The sequence below is a fragment of the Pseudomonas frederiksbergensis genome, from assembly GCF_001952935.1.
GTDB classification, from domain to species: Bacteria; Pseudomonadota; Gammaproteobacteria; order Pseudomonadales; family Pseudomonadaceae; genus Aquipseudomonas; species Aquipseudomonas frederiksbergensis.
Map to the genome: position 1 here is coordinate 3,114,620 of NZ_CP018319.1, position 25,207 is coordinate 3,139,826.

Here is a 25,207-nt window from a genome sequence, read left to right on the forward strand (position 1 = left end):
AGCAGAGCGCGTCAAAGCGTCGCGATATACCCCGTCAATCGATGGGACTGGTAGAATCGCCGCCGGTTCACATGAGGTTTTTCCATGCACGATCCCCACAGCGAACGCATGAGTGGCAGTGAGACACGCGCGGCAAGCGGTCTGGCCCTGGTGTTCGCCTTCCGTATGCTTGGCATGTTCATGGTGTTGCCGGTACTGGCGACCTATGGGATGGATCTGGCAGGAGCGACCCCAGCCCTCATCGGGCTGGCGATTGGCGCCTACGGCCTGACCCAGGCGATCTTCCAGATTCCTTTCGGCTTCATTTCCGACCGCATCGGCCGTCGTCCGGTGATTTACCTGGGTTTGATCATTTTTGCCCTCGGTAGCGTGCTGGCGGCCAATGCCGATTCGATCTGGGGCGTGATCGCCGGACGAATCCTGCAAGGCGCCGGGGCGATTTCTGCGGCGGTGATGGCGTTGCTGTCAGACCTGACCCGTGAACAGCATCGGACCAAAGCCATGGCCATGATTGGCATGACGATTGGTCTGTCGTTCGCTGTCGCGATGGTTGTAGGACCGTTGGTGACCCGCGCCTTCGGCCTGTCCGGATTGTTCCTCGCCACGGGCGGCATGGCGTTGTTCGGCATCGTGATCGTGATGTTCATGGTGCCGCGCTCGACCGGGCCGTTGCAGCACCGCGAATCCGGTGTTGCGCGCCAGGCGCTGATACCGACGCTCAAGCACCCCGACCTCCTGCGCCTGGACCTGGGTATTTTTGTGTTGCACGCGATGTTGATGTCGAGCTTCGTTGCGTTGCCTCTGGCGCTGGTCGAAAAAGCCGGGCTGCCCAAAGAGCAGCACTGGTGGGTCTACCTCACTGCGCTGCTGATTTCCTTCTTCGCCATGATCCCGTTCATTATCTACGGCGAGAAGAAACGCAAAATGAAACGAGTTTTACTCGGCGCCGTCGCGACGCTGATGCTCACTGAGCTATTCTTCTGGCAGTTCGGCGATAGCTTGCGAGCTCTGGTGATCGGGACAGTGGTGTTCTTTACCGCGTTCAACTTGCTGGAAGCTTCTCTGCCATCGCTGATCAGCAAGGTTTCACCGGCAGGCGGCAAGGGCACGGCCATGGGGGTTTATTCCACCAGCCAGTTCCTTGGTTCGGCGCTCGGTGGCATCCTCGGCGGTTGGCTGTTCCAGCATGGCGGTTTGTCGGTTGTATTCCTTGGATGCGCCGGCCTGGCTGCCCTCTGGCTGGCCTTTGCTGTTACCATGCGCGAACCACCCTATGTCACGAGCCTGCGCTTGCCGTTGTCGCCCGAGGCGATCCGCGAAGCGGGTCTGGTTGAGCGCCTGAAGGCCGTCGTAGGGGTAACAGATGCGGTGATCGTTGCTGATGAAGCAGCGATTTACATCAAATTGGACACAGAACTATTGGATCGCACCACCCTTGAGCGCCTGGTGAACAACCCGGCCGGGGCAGCGTGCGTAGCCTAGGAGAACGTTATGGCCCGTGGGGTTAACAAAGTCATATTGGTCGGCACTTGCGGCCAGGATCCCGAAGTTCGCTACTTGCCTAACGGTAACGCCGTGACCAACCTGAGTCTGGCGACCAGCGAACAGTGGACCGACAAGCAAACCGGTCAGAAGGTCGAGAAGACCGAATGGCACCGTGTGTCGATGTTCGGCAAAGTGGCCGAAATCGCCGGCGAGTACCTGCGCAAAGGTTCGCAGGTCTACATCGAAGGCAAGCTGCAGACCCGCGAGTGGGAAAAAGACGGTATCAAGCGTTACACCACTGAAATCGTGGTCGACATGCAAGGCACCATGCAGCTGCTGGGCGGCCGTCCACAGCAGGGCGACCAACAAGGCGGGGGCAATAACTATCAGCAGTCCGCCCCGGCTCCACGCCAGCAGGCTCCGCGTCCGCAGCAGTCGGCAGCACCGCAACAGTCGCGTCAGGCGCCGGCTCCACAGCAGGCTGCTCCGCAACCGGCTCCGGATTTCGACAGCTTTGATGACGATATCCCGTTCTAATTCCTACCTAATATTTGGTGGTAAAGGTAAGCGGGGGCTTTAGGAGCTAAGACTCCTTACGCGCTGAACCTTTTAGCGTTAGATGAAAACCCTCTTTGCTGTAAAGCCAGGAGGGTTTTTTTTGCCACGTGTAAAGCTGACCTGCAATTTGCTCCCTCGCCCCTGTGCAGCTGACGAGAATACGGCGTTATACCACCGCGGCAGCCGTGGCGGGTTTACCGTCGACCACTACGTTGTACGGTGCCTGTTCGCGATCACGCAGGCCGTAATCACGAATCACCGATGTCACGCGCACGCGATAGTCATCGAAGATTTTGTCGCGCCCGGCGCGCTGGGCCGACAGGTGGGCTGTCACGTTGCGCCACTGCACCACGGCTTCCTCATCGCGCCAGGTTGTGACCGACATCACCTTCTTGGGGTTCAGCGTGCTTTGAAAGCACTCGACGGAGATAAACCCGTCCATGGGTTCAAGAAGCGGGGTCAGCTTGTTGACCAGGTCAACATAGGTCTGGCCCTGGCCTGGCAGTGCCTGCAACTCAAACAAAACTACGATCATTTTTGACTCCTCATCCTTGACGGTATTTTTCAGGTGGTTTTACACGGTGTAAATGCGGTGGGAGGTTGTCCGGCCGCCTTTAGTGTTTTATCGGGGTGCCCAGGTTGTTCAGCCAGGCCCGCATGACGTGGCCCGCAGCGCGGGTCAGGCGGTCGCCGAGGTTAATGGCCTCGCTCCGCAACGCAACAGGATCGATGCCGGTTTGAGCCAGTTCGCTGGCATGGCCAACCAGCCATTGCTCGATGTTGGCGGTATCGGCTTCGAGGTGAAATTGCAGGCCGAGAATCGTGTTGCCCACGGCAAACGCCTGATGAGCACCCACCTGGGTACTGGCCAGCAGCACAGCACCTTCCGGCACATCGAACTGGTCGCCGTGCCAGTGCAGCACGGGGGTGTCCATCAGCGCGGCGAGCGGCGAGTCTTGACCGGCCGCGGTCAGGGTCAGCGGTGAAAAACCGATCTCCTTGACCCCCATCGGGTAGACGTCGGCATGCATGGCCCGGGCGATCAATTGCGCACCGAGGCAGATGCCCAGCAGGGGATTACCGGACGCAACGCGCTGGCGCACCAGCTTCAATTCGTCGTGCAAAAACGGATACAGCTGCTCGTCATAGGCCCCGATAGGACCGCCGAGTACGATCAGCAAGTCGGCCTGCAACACCTGCTCGCTGTAGATGGCGTCGACCGTGGGGTCCAGGTAAATCAGCGTATAGCCTTCTTCGGCCAGAACGGCATCCAGGGTGCCAACGTCTTCGAAGTGAATGTGGCGCAATGCAATGGCAGTTTTCATGGAAAAACCCAGTTGTTGAAGTAAGCACGGTAACGGTTCATGCCGTGGTGGTGAGGTCGACCTTGATCGTCCCGGATTGCGGGAAGGTGCAGCAGGCGAGGGCGTAGCCTTCGTCCTTGTCCTTGTCCGTCAGGCAAAAGTCGGGCTCAAGGGTGTAGTGACCCTCCGACACCTTCAGCCGGCAGTGACCGCAGATGCCGGCGCGGCAAAGGCTGCGCACCGCAATGCCGTTGGTTTCGAGCATATCCAGCAAACTCTTGCCGGCGGGAAGCTCCAGCAGCTGATCGTTGTGGTTCAAGTACAGGCGCAGCGTCGCGTCAGTCTGGGCCTCGGTCTGTGCGGCGGTGACCGGCGCGGCCGGTGGCGTGAATGACTCGATCAGCAAGCGGCTGGCGGGGAACATGGCCAGCGCGTGTTCGCGCATGCCCTGGGCGAAGCCATGGCTCCCGCAGATCACCACGCTCTCGGGGTTACCCAGCCGGCTCAGGTCCTGGCCTTGGGGACGACCGGCGCTGAAGTGTCCGTTGTTGTGTACCGCTTCGCGGGTGACGAACACCTGCAAGGAGAACCACGATGTGGTCATCTCAAGCTCCAGCAACTCATGTAGAAACGAAATCTCGGCGATGGACGGCACACACAGCAGCAGACTCACATCGGGCACCGCCAGTCCGCGTCGCGCGCGCTCGACCAGGCCGCGTAGTAACGCAATCGGCAAGGTGATGCCGATACCGCCGGCGAGCATGCCGACTTGTCGGCAACCCAGAACCGACGCCAGCGAAATATCACCCGCCACAAACTGCACCGAGATGGTCGAGCCGGCTTGCAGCGTAGCGTGCAACTGGTCCGAAACCCCGCCATGGCCTTCGCGCTTGACCGCAATGTCGAACCGGTCGGCGCCGCGCTTGCGCGTGATCGAATACAGCCGCTGGTGATGGGTGCCTGCCATGTCAGCGGCGTACAGGGCCACGTGTTTTCCTGCCTCCAGGCTGTCGAGGAATTCGGCGGGTGCGCCCACCGCGCGCAGGGTGAAGACTTTTACGTTGGCCGTTTCAATGGTCACGTGTTCGCACAGCGCCTGGAGAGATGTCATGGCGTTCATGCGCGGGCCTTCTCGCCTAAGGTTTCAATGGCATGCTCGGCACTGCTGAGGCCGTTGCCGTTCAAGCCGATCCGGTCTATCAGGGCTTCGAGCGAGTCGGTGTAGACGCTGATTTCGTTGTTGTCGCCCACGTCATGCAGGATCTCGCCGGCATGGGGGAAATCCAGCATCGAAAACACGGTGGACCATGCGCCCATTTCGTTATTGGCGAACATCTGCACCGTGCGCAGGATGATCGAGCGCAGGTACTCGCGTTCCTTGCGGCTCAGGCCATTGACGATGTCGGAAGCGACGAAGCTGAAGACGCTGGAATGGCTCCACTCATCCATGGCATGGGTGCGCGTGACCTCATGGCACACCGCCTGAATGCTGCCGTCCTCGGCCATAGTCTTGAGGTAGTCGGTGATCAGCGTTTCGCTGGCGCACGCGACGCCGAAGCGGGTCAGGCGTCGCTCCCATTCTGCGGTGCAGTTTGCCAGTAGGGCCTCGCGCCAGGTCACCAGGTTGAAGGCGCTGAAATCCAGCGGGGTGAGTTTGCGCATGTCATAGATATAGTTGCAGGCCATGATGGACATGCGCGTGTGCAGGGCTTCGTCAAGCAGTGCCTGAGACATCACGTCCTGCAGCAGGGCGCGGTTGTTGCTCGGCGGCGGGGTTTTGATAATGTCCTCGCAGGCCGGCACGACCACATTGCATTCGATGTAGATGGTCTTGAGGTTGTAGATGCCCCACGCGTAGGACAGGCATTTGGATTGCAGGTCCTGGGGGGCTTCGAGCCAGGCCTGGTGATGACGAAACGGCAGCAGCGACAGACTGAAGTCGTGCTTGTCGGCATCAAAGGCGAGGCCCCAGTAGTTCGGTTGCGGGTTGTTGACGGCGGCGCGGGTTTTCCAGAGCGTGGATAGTTTGGCCAGCATGTTTTTTACCACGTCATCGGTACCACAATTCAAACGTTCCATGTTTTAACTCCAAAGAAATCGGCTATTGGTGTTCGGGTTTACCGTGCAGTCCTTGCAAAAATAACGGGTCCGCACAAGCGGGGGTGCCGCGCAATAAATGCGGGACGGTGCCCTCCAAGTCTGCGGCAAAAACACAATGGGGCTATTGACCCAGGTCGCTTGAATGCCATTTGGAGTGCCATCACTTTTCGGGTCCTGGCCATGGATCGCTCCTGCATCAGGGTCAGTACAACGGTCAGGCCCATGAAGGCGGCGCTGGCCCAGAAAATTGCCTCGGGGTGGCCTTGGTCGAGCAGCCAGCCGAACCCGACGGGGCCGATGGCGCCACCGATATTGAAACCGGTAGAGACGATGCCGAAGGTTTTGCCTTCGGCGCCCTTCGGGGCGGCCGCACGTACCAGCATGTCGCGGGACGGTGCAATCACCCCGGTCAGGAAACCCGCTGTTCCCAGCACAACCAGCAGCGCCGGCTCGCTCAAGCGTGCCGTGGCGACCAGCAGCATCAGCACGGTGGCCAAGGCAAACGCGCTGGCTGCCACTACGCCATGGCGGCGGGTCCGGTCGGCCAAGGCTCCCCCTGCCAGCACGCCGAAGGCGCTGGCAAAGAGGAAGGCGGTCAACGCCGAGTTGGCCCAGGTCAAGGCCACGCCCTGGCCTTGCATCAGGGCGGCGACCGAGAACTTCTCAATCGCGCCGGTGCTCAGGTTCAGCAGCACGAACAACAGGGTCAGGCTTAGCACCATAGGCGAGAGCAGTGACAGGCGACGGGCGCCGAGGGGTGTCGGGGCGGCGGCGGGATGCGGGCGACTGACCCGGGCCAGTGCGGAGCCCGGGATCAACAACAGCGCCAGCGCGACAAACCCCACCAGTGCCGCCGCCGCGAAGGCCATGGCCGGGGTGCTCGCCACTGCGATACCCAGCAAAAACACAGGGGCCACGGCCGCGCCAAGGAAACCGGCAAAGGTATGCACGGAGAACGCCTTGCCGATGTGGGCGGGGTCAATGTGTCGGGACAGCAGGGCGTAGTCGGCCGGGTGATAAATGGCGTTGGCGACGCCGGCCAGCGCCATGCCGATCAACAAACAGGTGTAGCCGGGCAGGAGTGCAATCAGCAGGAAACTGCTGCTGCCCAGTGCCAGCGCGACCAACAGCAAGCGCCTGGCACCGTGGCGGTCCACGGCAAACCCCATGGGCGCCTGTACCAGCGCCGTGACGATATTGAACAGGCTCAAGGCCAGGCCCAGCTCGACATAATCCACGTTGAAAAAAGCCGGAAGCAGGGGGAACAGCGCCGCCAGCACCATGATGTGCAAATGACTGACAAAGTGCGCTGCGGCGACCTGAGGCAACAACCCGATACGAATCGTCATGGCGAAACCTGTGTGATGAGCATGGCAAAACCGGCGCAGAGCTTAATGAGGCGATGATCTTGCGCGATAGTCCATTACCGATGAGTCCATCAGACCACTTTGAATGGCTGCGATGCCGCGACGCCTGCCCCTGCGTAGACGTGTGGCAGCGCCATTGAGCGCGGTGGTCTGCAACGTCGGCACGAACTGGTATGGCTGGCCGGTCCGTGGGCGGCTAGGGTAGTGCGGCGTGTTATCGGACGTTTACACAGGGAGTGACCATGCCGCATTTCGCTTATCGGGAGGGCCACGCGCTGCCAGGGGTCAGTGGCGTTGCGCTGCCCCAGGTGGACGCGGAGGTGTGGCGCGCCATCGACGCCGAGCGTCAGCGCCAGGTGCAGTCAATCGAGCTGATCGCCGCCGAAAACGTGGTCAGTCGTGCGGTGCTCGAGGCCCAAGGGTCGGTGCTCACCAACAAATATGCCGAGGGCTACCCAGGGCGTCGCTATTACGCCGGTTGCTGCAATGTCGATGCAATTGAAGAACTCGCCATCGATCGGGCCAGGCAACTGTTCAGCTGTGCCTATGCCAACCTGCAACCCCATTCGGGCAGCCAAGCCAACCAGGCTGTGTTTCTGGCTCTGTTGGCGCCGGGGGACAAGATCCTGGGCCTGGATCTCAAGTCCGGTGGGCACCTGTCCCATGGTGCAGCGTTCAACTTGTCCGGGCGTTGGTTTCAGGCCCTCAGCTATGGCGTGCACCCGTTGACCCATAGGGTCGACATGGATCAGGTCGAGCAGATCGCCCGACAAGAACGCCCACGCCTGATCATCGCAGGGGCCTCGGCGTATTCACGGACGCTGGATTTCGCCCGGTTTCGCACGATTGCCGACGAGGTGGGTGCGTTCCTGATGGCCGACATCGCCCACGTCGCCGGGCTGGTCGCGGGTGGTGCGTATCCGTCTCCAGTGCCGTTCGCCCACGTCACCACCCTCAGCACCCACGCCACGTTGCGCGGTCCGCGTGGCGGGATGATCCTGTGCAATGAGCAGGCCATTGCGCAGAAGATCAATGCGGCTGTATTCCCAGGCCTGCAGGGCGCGGCACTGATGCACACCGTAGCGGCCAAGGCCGTGGCGCTGGGCGAGGCATTGCAACCGGCCTTCGGCGCTTATGCCCACGCCGTGGTCGCCAATGCCCAGGCCTTGTGCGGCCGATTGGCTGAAGGTGGACTGTTGGTTGTGTCGGGCGGCACTGACTGTCACTTGGGGGTGATTGACCTGCGGCCCTGGGGCCTGGTGGGGAATGTCGCCGAGCGAGCGTTGGAGGCAATCGGCATCACCGTGAACAAAAATGTCGTGCCCGGCGATGAGGTCAAGCCCACCGTGACGTCCGGCATTCGTCTCGGCAGTGCGGCGTGCACTTCGCGTGGCATGGGGGTCGATGAGTTCAGGGAGATCGGCGACATGATTCTGGCCATGCTTGGTGGTGTGCGCAGCGGCGCCCTCGACGGCCGCACTGAACGCTCGATTCGTGAAGGCATCAGCGACCTGACCAAGCGTTTCAGGCTGCCGTATTAACCGCCTGCGCTTTTTTGAAAAGGAATTCCAATGCCCGGGATCATCCCCACCGGCCGCCTGGCGGCCACCCGTACGTCACGGTTCAGACTGTTCGCCACTGCCAAGCCTCAACCCGTCATCGCGGTTGAATGCCCAAAGCTGCCCAGGCGTGCGCGGATGGCCGCCCAGGCTCAGCAGCTGCTGATGAATTATGCGCTGGGCCATTAGATTTTCAGGGCGTTGGCCAGGCGCAACATGGCGGCTTCGATTTCATACGCGGTCAGGGAAGAGTAGCCCAGCAGCCAGCCTTGTTGCTTCGGGTCACCCGCGTACAAGCCGCTGAGGCCGGACAGTTGCACGCCGGCAGTGGCGGCCTGGCGGATGGTTTTTTCCTCGGACCATCCGGCTTTCAGCAAGCAGGGGATTTGCAACCCGCCCGGCGGCAGTTCGGCGGTGACGACCGTGCTCAAGTACTTGCCGATGGCATCGTGCATGATCGACCGGCGTCCGGCATACAGCTTGCGCATGGCCCGAACATGCGCGTTGTAATGGCCGTCTTCCATAAAGCGCGCCAGCGTCAGTTGCAGCATTTGCGGAGTGTGGCCGTCCATCATGCTGCGCGCATAGGCAAAGGGCTTGACCAGCTCGGAGGGCAGCACCATATACCCCATGCGCAGGCCGGGGTAGAGCGTCTTGCTGAACGTGCCGATGTAGAGCGTGCGCTGATACTTGTCCAGGCCCTGTACGCACGCCGTGGGTTGCCCGTCGTAATGGAACTCGCTGTCGTAGTCATCCTCGATGATCCACTTGCCTTTTTGCGCCGCCCAATTGATCAACTCAAGACGCCGCTCCAGCGGCAACGTCGCGCCGGTGGGGTATTGGTGCGAGGGCGTGACATACACGCAATTGGCGCCGCTGCGGTCGGCGTACAGCAGGTCGGTGCGGATGCCCCGTTCATCGACATCAATGGGCAGCACCTTGGTTTCGGCGATTTCGAAGGCCTTGCGGGCGCCGTAATAGCCGGGGTTTTCCAGCAGAATCGGTTTGCCGGCGTCCACCAGCAACTGCGCGCACAGATACAACGCCTGACGCGTACTGCTCAATACCAGCACCTGGTCGGGGGAGCATTTGGCGCCGCGTTCGAGGTTCAGGTAGGTGGCAATCGCTTTGCGCAGGGGCTCGGCCCCTTGTGGATCGCCATGCAGCAGCACGTTCGCGCGATAGTCCTTCATGACCTGGCGCTGCAAACGCTCCCAGACATCCGTCGGGAAGCTGCGGGTTTCCGGCAGGCCGGTGGCGAATGCCTTGATGACTTGCTGATCGCGCACGCCGCCGGTGTCGAAGATCATGCGCCCTCGTTGGCTGAGTTCGGCGCCCGGTGCGGCGACACTGCTCCTGACTTCCTGAGCCTTGAGGCGTCGGCGGCCGGCACCGCGCAATTCGACGCCCACCGTGTCGCAGACGTAACTGCCGGCGCCTTCGCGGCGCACGATAAACCCGTCCCGATGCAACTGCACATAGGCGTTCTCAACGGTGTCGCGAGCGCAGCCCAGTGACTTGGACAGTACCCGCGTGGCGGGCAGTTTCAAGCCGGGGTCAAGGGCCCCGTCGAGAATCAGCGCACGCAACGCACGTTGGATCCGCTGGTGCAAATCCAGCAACTGAAACTCAGCGTCGTTGAGGCGCATCTTCAGGGTTTCCAGCTCGAAGGTCTTCGCCATGTGGTCTGCTCTCTTTCCATGAATTGGCAGGTAAAGGCAGGCCAGTTTATCCGTAGACTCTGGCCCTCGCCACCCCAGGCTTTACCTCGGTGATTACGCACAGGGCAAGCGTTCTTGAACAGGAGTTACTCAACCATGGCTCGGTCACACAACTTCAGCGCAGGCCCCACCGCGGTGCCGTTGGACGTCCTCGCTCAGGCGCATGAGGAGTTTTTCGATTTTGCCGGCACCGGCATGTCCGTGATGGAAATCAGCCATCGTTCGCAGGTGTTCATGGCGGTGGCCCGCGAGGCCGAACGGGACCTGCGCGATATCCTCGGGGTGCCGCCCGCCTACAAAGTGTTGTTTCTGCAAGGGGGCGCCTCGTTGCAGTTCGCTCAAGTGCCGATGAACCTGATAGGCGATAAAGGCACGGCGGACTACCTGCACACCGGCCTCTGGTCGGGCAAGGCGATCGAGGCAGCACGGCGCTACTGCGATGTGCGCGTGGTTGCCAGTGCCCACGCGTCCGGTTTCGACCGTGTCCCCCACGCCTCGGACTGGCGCCTTAACGCCGACGCCGCCTATTTGCACTACACCGAGAATGAGACGGTGCACGGCGTGCAGTTCATCGACACGCCCGCGAGCGACGCGCCGCTGGTGTGCGATGCCTGTTCAAGCCTGCTGTCCAAGCCGATCGACATCGCCAGGCATGGGCTGGTGTATGCCGCCGCGCAAAAAAACATGGGCGTGGCCGGGTTGACGGTGGTCATCGTGGACCCGGCATTGCTGGAGCGTTCCCATGCCTTTACCCCGGACATTCTCAACTACGCGCGCATCAGCGACGCGCAGTCGATGCTCAATACCCCGGCGACCTTCTCCTGGTACCTCACCGGCTTGACGCTCAAGTGGATCAAGCGCAGCGGCGGTCTGCAGGCCCTGCATCAACGCAACCAGGCCAAGGCGGGAATGCTGTACCGCGCCATCGATGGGAGTGACGGGTTTTATCGAAACCCTGTGCAGTTACCGTATCGCTCCATCAACAACGTGCCCTTCCGGCTGGCCGAGGCGGCTCTGGAGAAGGCCTTTTTGCGGAGCGCCGAGCAGGCCGGCCTCAATGGCCTCAAAGGCCACGCCAGCGTCGGCGGCCTGCGCGCCAGCCTCTACAACGCCGTTTCAGTGCAGGCGGTCGAGGCGCTGTGCGATTTCATGAACGCGTTTGCGCGCGAGCATGGCTGAGCCGACCGCGCAAAGTGGTCTGGTCTGCTGCGTTAAAGCGTAGGGGTAAAACCTGCCATTCAACGGCTATAAATGACCGCTTACCAGCGGCCGGATTACATCGTCCAGCAAGGAGCCAAGACCTATGTCATCTACTCAATTCCTTTCGTCCCTGCGTCTGCGGGACCTGCTGCACCCGGTGGTTGCCGGGCTGATTTCGGTGATCGTCAATTACGGCGGCACCTTCATCCTGGTGTTTCAGGCTGCCAAGGTCGCAGGGCTCAGCCCTGAGTTGACGGCGTCGTGGGTTTGGTCAGTGTCGATCGGGGTAGGGGTGACCGGGCTGTTCCTCAGCTGGGTGAGCCGCGAGCCGATCATCACCGCCTGGTCGACCCCGGCGGCGGCTTTTTTGATCGTCGCCTTGGCGACCACACCGTACGCCGAGGCCATCGGGGCGTACATGATTTCGGCTGCAGCGTTCGTGCTGCTGGGCTTGTCGGGCTACTTTGAAAAAGCCGTTCGCCTGATCCCGCCCGGTGTGGCAGCGGGCTTGCTGGGCGGCATCCTGTTGCAGTTCGGCATCGGTGCGTTCGCCAGCATGAGCGTCGACCCGTTATTGGTCGGGGTGTTGATCGGCGCCTACATCCTGTTCAAGCGCTTGAGTGCGCGCTATGCGGTGGTCGGCATTCTGGTGCTGGGGCTTGGCTTTCTGCTGATGCAGGGGCGCGTGGATTTCACGGGGCTGGCGCTGGAGTTTGCGACACCGGTGTTCACACGCCCCGAGTTCTCGATCAATGCGTTGTTGAGCGTGGCGTTGCCGCTGTTTCTGATCACCCTCACGGGGCAGTACATGCCGGGCATGCTGGTGCTGCGCAATGACGGGTTCAACACCAGTGCCAACCCGATCCTCAGCGTGACCGGGCTGGGTTCTTTGCTGATGGCGCCGTTCGGTTCCCATGCCTTCAACATCGCGGCCATCACGGCCGCCATCTGCACTGGCAAGGAAGCGTCTGAAGACCCGTCCAAGCGCTGGATCGCAGGCGTGGCCGCGGGCATCTTCTACATCCTGGTGGGGATTTTCGGCGTGACCCTGGCGGCGGTGTTCATGGCCTTCCCGGCGACCTTCATCACCACCCTGGCCGGGCTGGCACTGTTGGGCACCCTCGGCGCGAGCCTGGCCAATGCCATGGCGGACGTGAAATCGCGGGAAGCGTCGCTGATCACCTTTCTGGCCTGCGCGGCCAATATCACCCTGTTGGGCATCGGCGGCGCGTTCTGGGGCCTGGTCATCGGCCTGGCGGCCTACGCCGTGCTCAATGGGCAGTTGCCGCGGCGTGAAAAGACTGCGGTCCCACAGGCCGAACCGGTTGCAGTGCCCACCAAAGGAGCGGCCAACTGATGCCTGATCAAACCGAAGACCTGAACATCCTGCATGCGCGCCATGGTCGTTACCCACAGGCCGACAGTGTCGAAGACTTTCGCCGCAACCTGGCCGCCGTGCAGCAACGCATTGTCGAGGCGTGCCGTCGGGTAGGGCGGGACCCGGCCGGTGTGCGCTTGCTGCCGGTCAGCAAAACCTTTGATGAAGCTCATCTGCGTCTGGCCTATGCCGCCGGTTGCCGCCTGCTGGGCGAGAACAAAGTGCAGGAAGCACAGCGCAAGTGGGAAGCCATGACCGACCTGCAAGACCTGCAATGGTCGGTGATCGGCCACTTGCAGACCAACAAGGCCAAGCAGGTCGCACGCTTCGCCAGTGAGTTCCAGGCCCTGGACAGCCTGCGGGTGGCCGAGGCGCTGGACCGTCGCCTGCGCATTGAAGGTCGGCAGATGGACGTGTTCGTCCAGGTCAATACCTCAGGCGAAGCCAGCAAGTACGGGCTGGCGCCCGATGACGTGGCGGCTTTCCTGGAAAATATGCCAGCGTTCCCGACGCTGCGGGTTCGCGGGTTGATGACGCTGGCGCTGTTCTCGGCCGACGCGGTGCGGGTGCGCCCATGCTTCGTCCGGCTGCGTGAATTGCGCGACCGCTTGCGTCATTGCGCCCCTGATGGGGTGTCGCTGCAAGAGCTGTCGATGGGCATGTCGGGCGACTTTGAAATCGCCATTGAAGAGGGCGCGACCGTGGTGCGCGTCGGACAGGCGATCTTCGGTGCCCGAGCCATGCCGGATGCCTACTACTGGCCGACCGCCGATGCCCGCCCTCGCAGTGAAGACACGTTGTTGTCGATCGATACCAGCCGTTGATCCCCCTCTACAGGAAGGCCCGCAATGTCCGCTGCACCCGCTTACCTCATGCACACCTCAGCCCGACAACCGGTTTCGTTCAGCCGAGGCCAGGGCGCCTCGTTGTGGGACACCGAGGGTGTTGAATACCTGGATGCCATCGCCGGTGTGGCGGTGGCGAGCCTGGGGCATGCCAACCCCGAAATTGCCGCGGCCATCGCCGAACAGGCCACGGTGTTGCTGCACACGACCAACCTGTTTCGTATCCCATGGCAGGAGCAATTGGGCGAACGACTGTGCCTGCTCTCGGGCATGCAACGGGCGTTTTTCTGCAACTCCGGAGCGGAGGCCAACGAAGCGGCGCTCAAACTGGCCCGCCTGCACGCCAACGCCCGGCAGGTGACCCAGCCGCAAGTGTTGGTGATGGACAACAGTTTTCACGGGCGCACCCTGGCCACCCTCGCCGCCACCGGCAACCCCGCCGTGCATCGCGGCTTCGAGCCCCTGATGCCGGGATTTGTGCGAGTGCCTTACGACAACATCGAGGCGATTCGCCAGGTCGCGGCGCAGTCACCCGATATCGTCGCGGTGCTCGTCGAGCCGGTGCAGGGTGAGGGAGGCGTGCACGCCGCCTCTGCCGGCTACCTGCAGGCCCTGCGCCAACTGTGTGATGAACACGACTGGCTGATGATGATCGATGAAGTGCAGACCGGGCTGGGCCGCACCGGTGCCTGGTTTGGCTTTGAGCATGCGGGCATCGAGCCGGACGTCATTACCCTGGCCAAAGCGCTGGGCAACGGTTTCCCCATCGGCGCGTGCCTGGCGCGGGGCAAGGCCGCCGAGCTGTTTTCCCCCGGCCACCATGCGTCCACGTTCGGCGGTAACCCGCTGGCGTGCCGCGTGGGCTGCACAGTGCTCGACATCATGCAGCGCGATCACATCCCGCAACGCGCTGCCGCCTCGGGCCGGCGCTTGTTGGCGGCCTTGAAGCTGGCGCTGGGCAACCATCCTGAGGTGGTGTCCGTTCGCGGCATCGGCTTGATGATCGGCATTGAACTCAATGGCCCGTGCGCCGAACTGGTCGGCCGGGCCCGTGAAGAACAACGTCTGCTGATCACCGTCACACGGGGCACCACCGTGCGCCTGTTGCCGCCGCTGATCTGCGATGACGCACAAATCGATGACATCGCCGCGCGCATCACGCGCCTGCTGTCACCCGCCGCTTGAATTCTTGACCAAGGACACTTTGCCCATGTACGACTCGACGCTGACCCTCAACGCTTTCGACCCTGAGCTGTATGAATCGATTCACAACGAAGAGCATCGCCAGGAAGACCATATCGAGCTGATCGCCTCGGAAAACTATGCCAGCCCGCTGGTGATGAAAACCCAGAGCACGGTGCTCACCAACAAGTACGCCGAAGGCTACCCCGGCAAGCGTTATTACAGCGGCTGCGAATACGTCGATGTGGCCGAGCGGCTGGCCATCAAGCGGGTCAAGGCCCTGTTCGACTGCGACTACGCCAACGTGCAACCCCATGCGGGCGCCCAGGCCAACGCGGCGGTCTTCCTGGCACTGATCAACCCCGGTGACACGGTGATGGGCATGAACCTGGCCCAGGGCGGTCACCTGACCCACGGCAACCCGGCCAACTTTTCGGGGCGTCACTACACCATCGTGCCTTACGGACTGAACCCGAAAACCGGCTTTCTTGACTATGACGAGATGGAGCGCATCGCACTGCAGACACGCCCAAAAATGTTGATCGGTGGTTTTTCCGCGTATTCGCGGTACAAGGACTGGGCACGCATGCGCAGCATTGCCGACAAGGTAGGGGCTATTTTTTGGGTCGATATGGCCCACGTCGCCGGGCTGGTCGCCGCGGGCGAATACCCGGACCCGCTTCCCCATGCGCATGTGGTCACCAGCACCACGCACAAAACCCTGCGCGGGCCACGCGGCGGTTTGATTTTGTCCAAGGGACAGGATGAAGCCTTCTACAAAAAGCTCGACTCCGCTGTGTTTCCCGGCGTACAGGGTGGGCCGCTGATGCACCAGATCGCGGCCAAGGCCGTGGCGTTCAAGGAAGCGCTTGCGCCGGAGTTTAGAATTTACCAGACCCAAGTGGTCATCAACGCCCGGGCCATGGCCGGGGTGTTGCAAAAACGCGGGTACAAGATCGTCTCGGGCGGCACCGACAACCACATGATGCTGATCGACCTGTCCGACAAACCATACACCGGCAAGGAGGCCGACGCGGCCCTGAGCAGTGCCTATATCACCGCCAACAAAAACTCGGTGCCGGATGACCCGCGCTCACCGTTTGTGACCTCCGGCCTTCGTATCGGCACCCCGGCGGTGACCACCCGCGGGTTTGGTGTGGAGGCTTGCGAGCAAGTGGCCGGCTGGTTATGCGACGTACTGGACGCCCTGGAAAACGGTGAAAGCGACAAGGTCGAGCACCACGTGCGCGAACAGGTTGTCGCGCTGTGCCGTCGTTTTCCGGTCTATCGCTGAGTCCGGCCCGGCCATTGCGTGATCGGGTGGTGGCCGGGTGTTCAACGGTTTTATCAGGCGATCCCCTTGGCCACACCCTCGCGTCATTCGCCGATTGTGGTTCGCCAGCGTGCGCGCATTACGCCATAACCGGTTTACCTCGCCGAACTTTTCAAACAAGCCCCTGCATCGGCCCTCGCGAATAGTGACCTGTTGTCTTAGAGTTACGGCACCAACCCGTATCCAGTGGCAGTCCTAATCAGGAGAAATAAATGACTATCGTCGTAATTGTGTATTCATCCGGACGAGGACACACACGGACTGTTGCGGAGCATGTCCAGCAAGGCGCAGCAGAGGTTGCGGGAACATGTGCCGAACTCATCGAGATTGTGCCCGCTCAGATCGGTAGTGATGGCAGATGGCGTGATGATGCTGTCATGAGCCGGCTAGCGGAGGCTGACGCCATAATCTTTGGTGCGCCCACCTATATGGGGTCGGCCCATGGATTGTTCAAGCTGTTCCTCGAGGCTGGTATCGCGCCTTGGCGTAGCCAGGATTGGAAGGACAAGATCGCTGCCGGGTTCACAAACTCTGGAGCGCGCTCCGGCGACAAACTCGTAACACTGCAGCAGATGTCGATCTTCGCGGCGCAAATGGGAATGATGTGGGTAAGCGCCGGGGATTTGCCGGGTGGCAACTTTACCGATGGCGGTTTCACCGACGTGAACGTCAACGGATCATGGCTAGGCCTGATGACTCAAAGCCTGAATGATGGCACGGCGGAGAACGCTCCGCACCCAGGCGACAGGCTTAGCGCGGAGCGCTTTGGACGTAGGGTGGCGCGAGCGACGGCACGTTGGGCAGTCGGTGCAGACAAGTTTCCTTCCCAGAGGATCGATGCACAGGAAAACCGGCGGCGCAATCTCGCAGGGATCGACGAATGGAAGCAATTTAAAGACTGACCCCTTCTTCAATCGGTGGGATCAGAGGCCCGAGACTGACGTCACTCTCATCAGCAGGACTCAGGCGCCTTACAGCGGGCGTTCTTCACGATGAAGCTTCCCGTCGCCAAAATCAGCTCATCGACCAGCTTCTCGTTCTGGAATGCATTGAAAAAGTGATCCATGGGCCTGACGAACAACTCGCCTTCTCCATGGTGGTAACGGATCAGGCTCTCGCCCAGGGCGGGTTGCGGGAAGACGATGTTGTCTTGGGTGCCGACGGCGACGAATAACGGCCCGTGATAGTTGGCGATCTCCGCAGCCGGAACCAGGGTGAGCAGGCTAACGAAAAAGGCTGACTTGACCTTGAGCGGCTGCCCCTGCGGCATCGGCAGTTCCACCGGTTTGTCACCGCTGGCCAGGGCCTCTTTGATCTTCTCGGCCCCCCACAGCAGCGGGAACGACGCCGGCATGTTGATCGCCGGATTCCACAGCGCTACGGCGTCCAGTTTATGTGGTGTACGGGCCGCCACTGCGGTGGACACTGCACCGCCCATGCTCCAGCCGACCAGAACCATTCGGTTGGCATCGACGCGGCCGGAATTGGCGAGGTAATCGAGCGCGGCCAGTCCGTCCGCGACATGCGCATCCAGCGTAGCGTCAGCGCTATCTCCCTCGCTGGCGCCGCCGGCGAAACGATAGTCGATCCGTAAACTGGCAATACCCTGGTCGGCCCAGATGCGTGCGGCGCGTGCAAAAATCCCCTCATTGACTGCAGGGATCTTCACTTCATCCCGGCTACCACCAAAGCTGTGTAGCAGCAGAGCGACCGGTGGTTTTTCCACGCCTTCGGGTAGGTTGAGGGTACCGACAACCTTCATGCCCTCCACCGTGAAGGTGACAGTTTGTTCGGCTGCCTGTGCAACCAAGCAAACGGCAAGAAGAAAGATGGCCAGTGCCATACGGCTAAGTGAGGTAAATATGATGAGTTCCTCAAGGATGATGGGCGGGTTGAACCTCGTCCGATTATTGATCGGTTGAGGGCTTCGCGTTTTTTTCGGCCGAAGGCTGGCTGAGCAGCCCGACCCCGCTATACCACAGCGGGCCGAGATTAAATCGGTTGGGGTAGAGCTTGATCATTTGGTCATAGAACTCACGCGGGGTCGGGTTCTGCGCCAGCAGCCGTTGAGCATCCAGCAAGTATTGACGGGTTTCGTCCAGGATGACCGGATTGTCGGGGAGGGCTTTCTGTTTATGGCCCGCAACCACTGCCCGCGGCTTGAGCGCCTTGACGCGATCAATCGCCTCTATCCAGGACTGCAGGCCGCCGTGCCCGCCTTCAAGCAAGTACTGATGCACACCGTTGTAGGCGACATCGCCGGCCACCACCAGGCCGATGGCCGGCACATGCAAGACGGTGGTGTCGTCGGTGTCGGTGTGGCCGACCTCGACCGGAAGAACGACATTGCCTTCCAGCAGGAAGCCGTCGGCAGGCACCGGTTGGGCAAGAATCGGCGTCTCGCCAATCAGGCCGGGGAAGTCCTTGTCGTACACTCGCTCCCGGCCGGCCGTCGCCTGCAAATTCATGAGTTTGATCGTGCCTTCGGTCGCATAGACGGTGGCGCTGGGGAAGCGCGCCATCAGCTGCTTGGTCCCGAACCAGTGGTCGCCATGCCCATGGGTGACATAGATGTATTTCAGCTGTTTGCCCGAGGCCGCTACCCAGTCAGCGACGGCTTTAGTCTGTTCGAGCGTCATCGGCGGATCGACCAGCACAGCCTCCTTCTCCCCGAAAATCAGGGTAGACGAAATCGGCGAGGATACGATGGGCTCGCCGTTCGGCAATCGAGCACCGGAGGCACGTTGAACCCCATCCGAGACAAGTACCTCATACGACAGCGGAGGGGAAGATCGGGTGGTGTTGCTAGTCCCGGCCTCAGGGGTGGCCGCATGGGCAATGCTGGAAATGGCAGCAAAAACAGTGGCGAGCACCGTGCGGGTGGATGGCATGTGCATGATGCAACCTCCATGAGGTTTACTCGTCGGATTGCGGTTGCCGCTCGGCTCGTGCGGCGACACCAGCAGACGCAATAAGCACTGTTTCAGCGTGTGCTGCCCTCAGCAAGTCTAGGCAGTGACGAACCCTGCCACCCAGTTTTTTTTGTTCAAGCGAAGCCATCTGGCTTCGCTTTTTTGTTGGCGCTATTAACTGAATAACGCGGTCACGTTGGCCCTTGCCGAGTGCAGTTTCTTGTAGCTATCGATCAACCGCAGGTGCCTGTCGAGCCCCTCCAGTTTCAAGCTGGTCGGCGTCAAGCCATGGAAACGCACGCTGCCGTCCACCGAGCCGATCGCTGCATCCGTGCGCTCGTTGCCAAACATCCGGCGGAAATTGGCCTCGTAGTCTTCCAGTTCCAGGTCTTCGTCCAGCTTCATCTCCAGCACCACATTGACCGCTTGGTAAAACAAGCCGCGTTCAACCGTGTTGTCGTTGTACTGCAGGAACATTTCTACCGCCTCTTTCGCCTCTTCATATTGCTGCAAGGCGAGATAAATCAGCAGCTTCAACTCCAGGATCGTCAGCTGACCCCACGCCGTATTGTCGTCAAATTCGATGCCGATCAGGCTCGTGATGTCGGTGTAGTCGTCCAGCTCACTTTCCACCAGACGTTCAACCAGCGATTGCAGTTCTTCATCGTTCAGGCGATGCAGGTTGAGGATGTCGGCACGGAAGAACAGCGCTTTGTTGGTGTTGTCCCAGATCAGATCATCCGCGGGATAGATTTCCGAATAGTCCGGTACGAGGATGCGGCAGGCCTTGGCGCCGATATGCTCGTAGACCGCCATGTACACTTCCTTGCCCATGCCTTCGAGAATGCCGAACAAGGTCGCGGCTTCCTCTGCGTTCGAGTTTTCACCCTGGCCGGAGAAGTCCCACTCCACGAATTCGTAATCCGATTTGGCACTGAAGAAGCGCCACGACACCACGCCGCTGGAGTCGATAAAGTGCTCGACGAAGTTGTTCGGCTCGGTCACCGCATGGCCTTCAAACGTCGGCTGGGGCAGGTCGTTGAGGCCTTCGAAGCTGCGGCCCTGCAACAATTCGGTCAGGCTGCGTTCCAGCGCCACTTCCAGGCTCGGGTGCGCGCCGAACGAGGCGAACACACCGCCGGTACGCGGGTTCATCAACGTGACGCACATCACCGGGAACTCACCCCCCAGGGACGCATCCTTCACCAACACGGGGAATCCCTGCTCTTCCAGCGCCTGAATACCGGCCAGTATGGCGGGGTACTTCGCCAGCACGTGGGCCGGCACATCCGGGAGTGCGAATTCGCCTTCGATGATTTCGCGCTTTACCGCACGCTCGAAGATCTCCGACAGGCACTGCACCTGGGCTTCGGCCAGTGTATTACCGGCACTCATGCCGTTGCTCAGGAACAGGTTTTCAATCAGGTTGGACGGGAAGTACACCACTTCGCCGTCCGACTGGCGCACGTACGGCAACGAACAGATGCCGCGCTCTTCATTGCCCGAGTTGGTATCGATCAGATGGGAGCCACGCAGCTCGCCGTCGCGGTTGTAAATCTTCAGGCAATACTCGTCGAGAATCTCAGTCGGCAGCTCATCTTTACGGCCAGGCTTGAACCAGCGTTCGTCCGGGTAGTGCACAAACGCAGCGTTGGCGATGTCTTCGCCCCAGAACTGGTCGTTGTAGAAGAAGTTGCAGTTGAGTCGCTCGATAAACTCGCCCAACGCCGACGCCAACGCGCCTTCCTTGGTCGCACCCTTGCCGTTGGTAAAGCACATCGGCGAGTGCGCGTCGCGGATATGCAGCGACCACACGTTGGGCACGATATTGCGCCACGAAGCGATTTCAATCTTCATGCCCAGGTCCGCCAGGATGGCCGACATGTTGGCGATGGTTTGCTCCAGCGGCAGATCCTTGCCCGCGATATAGGTGTGCGCCTCTGAATTGGACGCAGGCATCAGCAACGCCTGGGCATCGGCGTCGAGGTTTTCCACTTCTTCGATCACAAACTCAGGCCCGGCTTGCACCACTTTTTTCACGGTGCAACGGTCGATGGACCGCAGGATGCCTTGGCGGTCCTTGTCGGAGATGTCCGCCGGTAGCTCGACCTGGATTTTGAAGATCTGGTTGTAACGGTTTTCCGGGTCAACAATATTGTTCTGCGACAGGCGGATGTTCTCGGTGGGGATATTGCGCGTGCTGCAATACAACTTCACAAAGTAGGCGGCACACAACGCCGACGACGCCAGGAAGTAGTCGAACGGACCCGGTGCCGAGCCATCGCCTTTGTAGCGGATAGGTTGATCGGCCACCACCGTGAAGTCGTCGAACTTGGCTTCAAGTCGAAGGTTGTCGAGAAAGTTGACCTTGATTTCCATGGGGGATTACCAGAATAACGGCTAGACGATTTGGTCGCCATTATCCGGCTTTTCGGCCGTAAGTCTCAGAAAAAAGGCCAGTCACGTGCGCACGCGACTGGCCTTCCTTGTTTCGGGAATGTCGGATTGCAAGCGTTGATCAGTGATGCGCCGCCAGGAACTCATCAGTGGACACTACGCTGGCGTAGGCAAAACCAAGGGCTGACATGAAGGCAGCGTGCACGTGGGCTGCCGGAACAGTGACGCCGTTGAACTCCAGGTCACGAGTAGCGCAGGCGTCGTGGATCACTGTGACGGTGTAGCCAAAGTCGGCGGCGGCGCGGGTGATGCCATCGATACACATGTGGCTCATGCTGCCGACGACCACCAGTTCCTTGATGCCTTGCTCGTCGAGGATCGATTTCAGACCGGTTTCGCGGAACGAGTTGACGAAGTGTTTGAGCACGACCGGCTCGTCGGCACGGTTGAGGACTTTGGGGTGCAGCTTCGCGCCTTCTGAGCCCGGAGTGAAGAAGGGTGCTTCGTCGGAGGTGAATTCGTGGCGGATGTGCACCACCGAATCACCGGCGTCGCGAAAGGCTTTGAGCAGACGAACGGCGTTGTCCGCAGCAGCGTCGGCGCCGACCAGCGGCCACTTGCCTTGGGGGAAGTAGTCATTTTGGATATCGACTACGATGAGTGCTTGCTTGGCCATGACTGTTTCCTCGAAGTGCTTGTTGGGTGTGGAGTGAAGTATTGGGTCTGGCAGGCTGTCCGAGGATTGGCCGCACCGACAATAGAAGGGGGAAAACTGACAATGGATGCACAAAGGCCAATCGCCGAGTTGGGCGTGCTGATCTATCCGGGTGCGCAAATGGCGGCGGTGCATGGGTTGACGGACTTGTTCGGGGTGGCGAACCGGATTGCCGCCGAGCATCAGGCGGTGCAATTGCCGTTGCTGCGGGTCAGCCATTGGCAGGTTGATGGCGATCAGGCGCCCGAGCGGGTCTACGACAGTCATCCCTCTGCGGGCGGTGCGTTGGTGGCGGTGCTGATCCCGCCGTCGATCGGCGGTTTTTCCGAAGGCCAGGCACCGCAGGGGCTGGTTCGCTGGCTGCGTCAGCAACACGCCAATGGCGCGACACTCGGCGGGGTTTGTGTGGGGTCGATTCTGTTGGCCGAGAGCGGCCTGCTCGACGGTCGCAGCGCCACCACTCACTGGACCTCGGCCAAGGCCTTCGCCGAGCGTTATCCGGCGATCAAGCTCAAGGCCGACACGCCCATCGTCGACGACGGAGACCTGATCACCACCGCCGGGCTGATGGCCTGGTCCGAACTGGGTTTGCGCCTGGTCAACCGCCTGCTGGGGCCGAGCATCGCCACCGGTACCGCGCGGTTTCTGGTGGTGGAACACAGCGACAGCGCGAGTGAGTGCGGCAGCAATTTTTCACCCATTCTCAGCCATGGCGACGCTTCGATTCTCAAGGTCCAGCATTGGCTGCAGAGCACCGGAGCGACCGATGTGTCGCTGGCAACGATGGCCGAGCGGGCAGGGCTGGAAGAGCGCACGTTCCTGCGTCGATTTCGTGCGGCAACCGGGCTCAAGCCCACCGAGTATTGCCAGCACCTGCGGGTCGGCAAAGCCCGGGAAATGCTCGAATTTACCAACGGCACCATCGATCACATTGCCTGGACGGTGGGGTATCAGGATCCGAGTGCGTTTCGGGCGACGTTCAAGAAGATTACCGGGTTGGCGCCGAGTGACTACCGGACGCGGTTTGGGGTGACACCGACTGCCGTAACTCGGTAGCCAGATCACAACAGATCAAAAATGTGTACGGCTTCGGTCGTGCAAAATGCCGGAATGTTGAAGGCTGTCGTGCAGAATCAAACAGGCAGGGTGCCATCATGTTTTTCGCAACTGGCTGATTTGGAAAACGTTTGTCCTGAGCCCCCGTTGGCCTGATCTCTGCACCCCTTCAACTACATTCATCAAGCGCAGATTGAAGGGGGACGCATGACCCCAGCAAATCGCAAGAAACTGGTGGTCGCCCATTCCGTGCATGCCGATGCTCCGTTGCACGAAGTGGAAACCAATCGTGCGCTGGCCCGTTGGCTGGCGCAGATCCTGGGGCTTCAATACGGCGGCAGTTACGACCCGGCACTGCACAACGGGCGAGAGCTGTATCTGTTGCCGACCCAGACCCTTGTTGGCGCTGCTGCCGCCCGGCAGTTAGGCGTCAAGGGGCCGGAGGATATGTGGGGCGGTTACGTCGAGCATGATTTCATCTGCACCAAGGCCATCAGTCACGGGTTGCGCAACAAAAATGCTCACGCTCCGCAAGGCTGGTCACCGTTGTTTTCCGAACGTGTGCGCAGCGTGGTGCTCGACGGTCTCAGTGTGTTTTCCATGGACGATGCGCGGCCCGCGGCAGAGCACCTGCTCTACACCGGCCCGATCCGCATCAAGCCTATTCATGCCTGCGCCGGGCGCGGTCAGGAAGTGATCAAAAGCCTCGACCAGTTCGATGCCTTCCTTGCCAGACCCGATGCTAAAACGCTGTTCACCGAAGGTGTGGTGCTGGAGCAGGACCTAGATCACGTGATCACCCACAGCGTCGGTCAGAGTTTTATCGGCGACACGGTGCTGAGTTATTGCGGTGATCAATACTTGACTGAAGACGGTCAGGGCGAGCAGGTTTATGGAGGGTCCAACTTGCTGGTAGTGCGGGGTCATTACGATGATCTGCTCGAACTGGAACTGCCGGACGACGTCCGGCTGGCGATCCACCAGGCGCAAGTGTTCGACCGTGCCGCGGATGAGGCTTTTCCCCGTTTCTACGCTTCGCGGCGCAACTACGACATTGCCCAAGGCGTGGACAGTAACGGCAAACAGCGCAGCGGTGTGCTCGAGCAGTCCTGGCGGATCGGCGGTGCCAGCGGCGCTGAAGTGGCCGCCTTGCAGAGTTTCCTCAACGACCCCGGGATGCGCGCCATTCGCGTGTCATCGGTCGAGACCTACACCGATCAGCCGCTGCCGGCAGACGCCATCGAGGTGTATCGCGGGCCGGCGCAAAACAGTGACTTTCTCCTCAAGTACGTAACGGTTAAATCCTATGACGGCTAGAAGCGAAACCATTCAGATCGACATCGACGATGAACAGATGATCGGGACTTTTCTCAGCCCCAAATCAAAAGTGCCCGGCGTGCTCTTTGTACACGGTTGGGGCGGCAGCCAGGAGCGGGACCTGGAACGGGCCAAAGGCATCGCCGGTCTGGGTTGCGTGTGCCTGACGTTCGACTTGCGCGGGCACGCCGGCGGGACCGGTATTGCGCTCAATCGAGTCACCCGCGAAGACAATCTGCGCGACCTGCTGGCGGCGTATGACCGCTTGCTCGCGCACCCGGCGCTCGACACCTCGGCGATTGCCGTGGTCGGCACCAGTTATGGCGGTTACCTGGCCTCGATCCTGACCTCATTGCGCCCGGTGCGCTGGTTGGCGCTGCGGGTGCCGGCGCTGTATCGCGATGATCAATGGCACACGCCCAAACGTGAACTGGACAAGCTCGATCTACGTGATTACCGCAGCACGCTAGTGCGCGCCGACAGCAATCGTGCGCTGCACGCGTGTTCGCAATTTACCGGGGATGTGCTGCTGGTCGAATCCGAGACCGACGACTATGTGCCCCACGCGACCATCATGAGTTACCGTGCGGCCTGTCAGCAGACTCACTCGCTGACCCACCGGATTATCGACGGCGCCGATCACGCCTTGAGCGAGCCTGTTTCGCAACAGGCGTACACCTCGATTTTGGTGGGCTGGATCACCGAGATGGTGGTGGGCGAGCGATTGAGCATTATCCAATCGACGTAAGTTTGGCGGTGGATTCTTCGCGGGCAAGTC

At 60.9% G+C, this 25,207-nt stretch carries 23 protein-coding genes; 13 read left to right on the forward strand and 10 right to left on the reverse strand.

Annotated elements, in window-relative coordinates; translation table 11 throughout:
- Positions 1 to 84: 84 nt before the first annotated feature.
- Positions 85 to 1,482: an MFS transporter gene (locus tag PFAS1_RS14445; RefSeq protein ID WP_076029560.1), complete on the forward strand. Its 1,398-nt coding sequence runs from the start codon at positions 85 to 87 to the stop codon at positions 1,480 to 1,482.
- Positions 1,483 to 1,491: 9 nt separating this feature from the next.
- Positions 1,492 to 2,022, forward strand: a complete 531-nt coding sequence (locus PFAS1_RS14450; protein ID WP_008145505.1) for a single-stranded DNA-binding protein — start codon at positions 1,492 to 1,494, stop codon at positions 2,020 to 2,022.
- A 187-nt stretch (positions 2,023 to 2,209) separates the two neighbouring features.
- Here the strand turns inward: PFAS1_RS14450 and PFAS1_RS14455 are convergent, their stop codons facing one another.
- From PFAS1_RS14455 to PFAS1_RS14475, 5 genes are all read right to left on the reverse strand, one after another.
- Entirely contained in the window at positions 2,210 to 2,578 is a 369-nt protein-coding gene (locus PFAS1_RS14455; RefSeq protein WP_076029561.1) for an antibiotic biosynthesis monooxygenase family protein, read from the reverse strand.
- Positions 2,579 to 2,657: 79 nt separating this feature from the next.
- The gene (locus PFAS1_RS14460; protein ID WP_076029562.1) at positions 2,658 to 3,368 is read right to left on the reverse strand and encodes a glutamine amidotransferase; all 711 of its coding nucleotides are present in this window, start codon (positions 3,366 to 3,368) and stop codon (positions 2,658 to 2,660) included.
- 37 nt (positions 3,369 to 3,405) lie between these two features.
- The gene (locus tag PFAS1_RS14465; RefSeq protein WP_076029563.1) at positions 3,406 to 4,467 is read right to left on the reverse strand and encodes a 2Fe-2S iron-sulfur cluster-binding protein; all 1,062 of its coding nucleotides are present in this window, start codon (positions 4,465 to 4,467) and stop codon (positions 3,406 to 3,408) included.
- A complete protein-coding gene (locus tag PFAS1_RS14470; protein ID WP_076029564.1) occupies positions 4,464 to 5,426 on the reverse strand; it encodes an AurF N-oxygenase family protein in 963 nt (320 codons plus the stop codon). The genes PFAS1_RS14465 and PFAS1_RS14470 overlap by 4 nt, the downstream gene beginning before the upstream one ends.
- Positions 5,427 to 5,464: 38 nt before the next feature.
- Positions 5,465 to 6,796: an MFS transporter gene (locus tag PFAS1_RS14475; RefSeq protein WP_232252131.1), complete on the reverse strand. Its 1,332-nt coding sequence runs from the start codon at positions 6,794 to 6,796 to the stop codon at positions 5,465 to 5,467.
- A 260-nt stretch (positions 6,797 to 7,056) separates the two neighbouring features.
- On the opposite strand from PFAS1_RS14475, the gene PFAS1_RS14480 reads away from it, so the two are divergent.
- Both PFAS1_RS14480 and PFAS1_RS29740 read left to right on the forward strand, forming a co-directional pair.
- Positions 7,057 to 8,355 carry a serine hydroxymethyltransferase gene (locus PFAS1_RS14480; protein WP_076029565.1) on the forward strand — a complete coding sequence of 433 codons (1,299 nt, stop codon included), beginning with the start codon at positions 7,057 to 7,059 and terminating at the stop codon, positions 8,353 to 8,355.
- 30 nt (positions 8,356 to 8,385) lie between these two features.
- The gene (locus PFAS1_RS29740) at positions 8,386 to 8,562 is read left to right on the forward strand and encodes a hypothetical protein (protein WP_198044911.1); all 177 of its coding nucleotides are present in this window, start codon (positions 8,386 to 8,388) and stop codon (positions 8,560 to 8,562) included.
- Here PFAS1_RS29740 and pdxR read toward each other — a convergent pair.
- Entirely contained in the window at positions 8,559 to 10,055 is a 1,497-nt protein-coding gene (gene pdxR, locus PFAS1_RS14485; protein ID WP_076029566.1) for a MocR-like pyridoxine biosynthesis transcription factor PdxR, read from the reverse strand. The genes PFAS1_RS29740 and pdxR overlap by 4 nt on opposite strands.
- A gap of 135 nt (positions 10,056 to 10,190) precedes the next feature.
- On the opposite strand from pdxR, the gene serC reads away from it, so the two are divergent.
- The 6 genes from serC to PFAS1_RS14515 all read left to right on the forward strand — a co-directional run bounded on the left by serC (position 10,191) and on the right by PFAS1_RS14515 (position 16,934).
- Positions 10,191 to 11,273 (forward strand): 3-phosphoserine/phosphohydroxythreonine transaminase, encoded by a 1,083-nt coding sequence (gene serC, locus PFAS1_RS14490; protein ID WP_076029567.1) that lies wholly within the window; start codon positions 10,191 to 10,193, stop codon positions 11,271 to 11,273.
- 124 nt (positions 11,274 to 11,397) lie between these two features.
- On the forward strand, positions 11,398 to 12,651 hold the full coding sequence (locus PFAS1_RS14495) for a benzoate/H(+) symporter BenE family transporter (protein ID WP_076029568.1): 1,254 nt from the start codon (positions 11,398 to 11,400) through the stop codon (positions 12,649 to 12,651).
- Complete coding sequence (locus PFAS1_RS14500) at positions 12,651 to 13,496, forward strand: YggS family pyridoxal phosphate-dependent enzyme (protein WP_076029569.1); 846 nt, start codon at positions 12,651 to 12,653, stop codon at positions 13,494 to 13,496. Before PFAS1_RS14495 ends, PFAS1_RS14500 begins: the two co-directional genes overlap by 1 nt.
- Before the next feature lie 24 nt (positions 13,497 to 13,520).
- Entirely contained in the window at positions 13,521 to 14,702 is a 1,182-nt protein-coding gene (locus PFAS1_RS14505; RefSeq protein ID WP_076029570.1) for an aspartate aminotransferase family protein, read from the forward strand.
- A 25-nt stretch (positions 14,703 to 14,727) separates the two neighbouring features.
- Entirely contained in the window at positions 14,728 to 15,993 is a 1,266-nt protein-coding gene (gene glyA, locus PFAS1_RS14510) for a serine hydroxymethyltransferase (protein ID WP_076029571.1), read from the forward strand.
- Positions 15,994 to 16,244: 251 nt separating this feature from the next.
- Positions 16,245 to 16,934 carry a flavodoxin family protein gene (locus PFAS1_RS14515; RefSeq protein WP_076029572.1) on the forward strand — a complete coding sequence of 230 codons (690 nt, stop codon included), beginning with the start codon at positions 16,245 to 16,247 and terminating at the stop codon, positions 16,932 to 16,934.
- Between the two features lie 50 nt (positions 16,935 to 16,984).
- Here PFAS1_RS14515 and PFAS1_RS14520 read toward each other — a convergent pair whose 3' ends face one another.
- The 4 genes from PFAS1_RS14520 to PFAS1_RS14535 all read right to left on the reverse strand — a co-directional run bounded on the left by PFAS1_RS14520 (position 16,985) and on the right by PFAS1_RS14535 (position 22,017).
- Positions 16,985 to 17,875 (reverse strand): alpha/beta hydrolase family protein, encoded by an 891-nt coding sequence (locus PFAS1_RS14520; protein ID WP_076029573.1) that lies wholly within the window; start codon positions 17,873 to 17,875, stop codon positions 16,985 to 16,987.
- Positions 17,876 to 17,939: 64 nt separating this feature from the next.
- On the reverse strand, positions 17,940 to 18,929 hold the full coding sequence (locus PFAS1_RS14525) for an MBL fold metallo-hydrolase (RefSeq protein ID WP_198044912.1): 990 nt from the start codon (positions 18,927 to 18,929) through the stop codon (positions 17,940 to 17,942).
- A gap of 189 nt (positions 18,930 to 19,118) precedes the next feature.
- On the reverse strand, positions 19,119 to 21,323 hold the full coding sequence (locus tag PFAS1_RS14530; RefSeq protein WP_076029574.1) for an OsmC domain/YcaO domain-containing protein: 2,205 nt from the start codon (positions 21,321 to 21,323) through the stop codon (positions 19,119 to 19,121).
- A 139-nt stretch (positions 21,324 to 21,462) separates the two neighbouring features.
- A complete protein-coding gene (locus tag PFAS1_RS14535) occupies positions 21,463 to 22,017 on the reverse strand; it encodes a cysteine hydrolase family protein (protein ID WP_076029575.1) in 555 nt (184 codons plus the stop codon).
- 102 nt (positions 22,018 to 22,119) lie between these two features.
- Here PFAS1_RS14535 and PFAS1_RS14540 point away from each other — a divergent pair, with 102 nt between their 5' ends.
- The 3 genes from PFAS1_RS14540 to PFAS1_RS14550 all read left to right on the forward strand — a co-directional run bounded on the left by PFAS1_RS14540 (position 22,120) and on the right by PFAS1_RS14550 (position 25,177).
- Complete coding sequence (locus tag PFAS1_RS14540) at positions 22,120 to 23,112, forward strand: GlxA family transcriptional regulator (RefSeq protein WP_076029576.1); 993 nt, start codon at positions 22,120 to 22,122, stop codon at positions 23,110 to 23,112.
- A 207-nt stretch (positions 23,113 to 23,319) separates the two neighbouring features.
- Complete coding sequence (locus PFAS1_RS14545) at positions 23,320 to 24,429, forward strand: DUF3182 family protein (RefSeq protein WP_076029577.1); 1,110 nt, start codon at positions 23,320 to 23,322, stop codon at positions 24,427 to 24,429.
- A complete protein-coding gene (locus tag PFAS1_RS14550; protein WP_074871310.1) occupies positions 24,419 to 25,177 on the forward strand; it encodes an alpha/beta hydrolase family protein in 759 nt (252 codons plus the stop codon). Before PFAS1_RS14545 ends, PFAS1_RS14550 begins: the two co-directional genes overlap by 11 nt.
- Positions 25,178 to 25,207 lie beyond the last annotated feature (30 nt).

Excerpts from the sequence above, each read along its gene's own strand:
- PFAS1_RS14550 (WP_074871310.1), top strand. The coding sequence starts at position 24,419 with ATGACGGCTAGAAGCGAAACCATTCAGATCGACATCGACGATGAACAG.
- PFAS1_RS14495 (WP_076029568.1), top strand. The coding sequence starts at position 11,398 with ATGTCATCTACTCAATTCCTTTCGTCCCTGCGTCTGCGGGACCTGCTG.
- PFAS1_RS14545 (WP_076029577.1), top strand. The coding sequence starts at position 23,320 with ATGACCCCAGCAAATCGCAAGAAACTGGTGGTCGCCCATTCCGTGCAT.
- PFAS1_RS14445 (WP_076029560.1), top strand. The coding sequence starts at position 85 with ATGCACGATCCCCACAGCGAACGCATGAGTGGCAGTGAGACACGCGCG.
- PFAS1_RS14535 (WP_076029575.1), bottom strand. The coding sequence starts at position 22,017 with ATGGCCAAGCAAGCACTCATCGTAGTCGATATCCAAAATGACTACTTC.
- PFAS1_RS14500 (WP_076029569.1), top strand. The coding sequence starts at position 12,651 with ATGCCTGATCAAACCGAAGACCTGAACATCCTGCATGCGCGCCATGGT.
- PFAS1_RS14480 (WP_076029565.1), top strand. The coding sequence starts at position 7,057 with ATGCCGCATTTCGCTTATCGGGAGGGCCACGCGCTGCCAGGGGTCAGT.
- PFAS1_RS14460 (WP_076029562.1), bottom strand. The coding sequence starts at position 3,368 with ATGAAAACTGCCATTGCATTGCGCCACATTCACTTCGAAGACGTTGGC.
- serC (WP_076029567.1), top strand. The coding sequence starts at position 10,191 with ATGGCTCGGTCACACAACTTCAGCGCAGGCCCCACCGCGGTGCCGTTG.
- PFAS1_RS14455 (WP_076029561.1), bottom strand. The coding sequence starts at position 2,578 with ATGATCGTAGTTTTGTTTGAGTTGCAGGCACTGCCAGGCCAGGGCCAG.
- PFAS1_RS14505 (WP_076029570.1), top strand. The coding sequence starts at position 13,521 with ATGTCCGCTGCACCCGCTTACCTCATGCACACCTCAGCCCGACAACCG.
- PFAS1_RS14475 (WP_232252131.1), bottom strand. The coding sequence starts at position 6,796 with ATGACGATTCGTATCGGGTTGTTGCCTCAGGTCGCCGCAGCGCACTTT.
- pdxR (WP_076029566.1), bottom strand. The coding sequence starts at position 10,055 with ATGGCGAAGACCTTCGAGCTGGAAACCCTGAAGATGCGCCTCAACGAC.
- PFAS1_RS14470 (WP_076029564.1), bottom strand. The coding sequence starts at position 5,426 with ATGGAACGTTTGAATTGTGGTACCGATGACGTGGTAAAAAACATGCTG.
- PFAS1_RS14465 (WP_076029563.1), bottom strand. The coding sequence starts at position 4,467 with ATGAACGCCATGACATCTCTCCAGGCGCTGTGCGAACACGTGACCATT.
- PFAS1_RS14450 (WP_008145505.1), top strand. The coding sequence starts at position 1,492 with ATGGCCCGTGGGGTTAACAAAGTCATATTGGTCGGCACTTGCGGCCAG.
- PFAS1_RS14540 (WP_076029576.1), top strand. The coding sequence starts at position 22,120 with ATGGATGCACAAAGGCCAATCGCCGAGTTGGGCGTGCTGATCTATCCG.
- PFAS1_RS29740 (WP_198044911.1), top strand. The coding sequence starts at position 8,386 with ATGCCCGGGATCATCCCCACCGGCCGCCTGGCGGCCACCCGTACGTCA.
- PFAS1_RS14525 (WP_198044912.1), bottom strand. The coding sequence starts at position 18,929 with ATGCACATGCCATCCACCCGCACGGTGCTCGCCACTGTTTTTGCTGCC.
- glyA (WP_076029571.1), top strand. The coding sequence starts at position 14,728 with ATGTACGACTCGACGCTGACCCTCAACGCTTTCGACCCTGAGCTGTAT.
- PFAS1_RS14530 (WP_076029574.1), bottom strand. The coding sequence starts at position 21,323 with ATGGAAATCAAGGTCAACTTTCTCGACAACCTTCGACTTGAAGCCAAG.
- PFAS1_RS14515 (WP_076029572.1), top strand. The coding sequence starts at position 16,245 with ATGACTATCGTCGTAATTGTGTATTCATCCGGACGAGGACACACACGG.
- PFAS1_RS14520 (WP_076029573.1), bottom strand. The coding sequence starts at position 17,875 with ATGGCACTGGCCATCTTTCTTCTTGCCGTTTGCTTGGTTGCACAGGCA.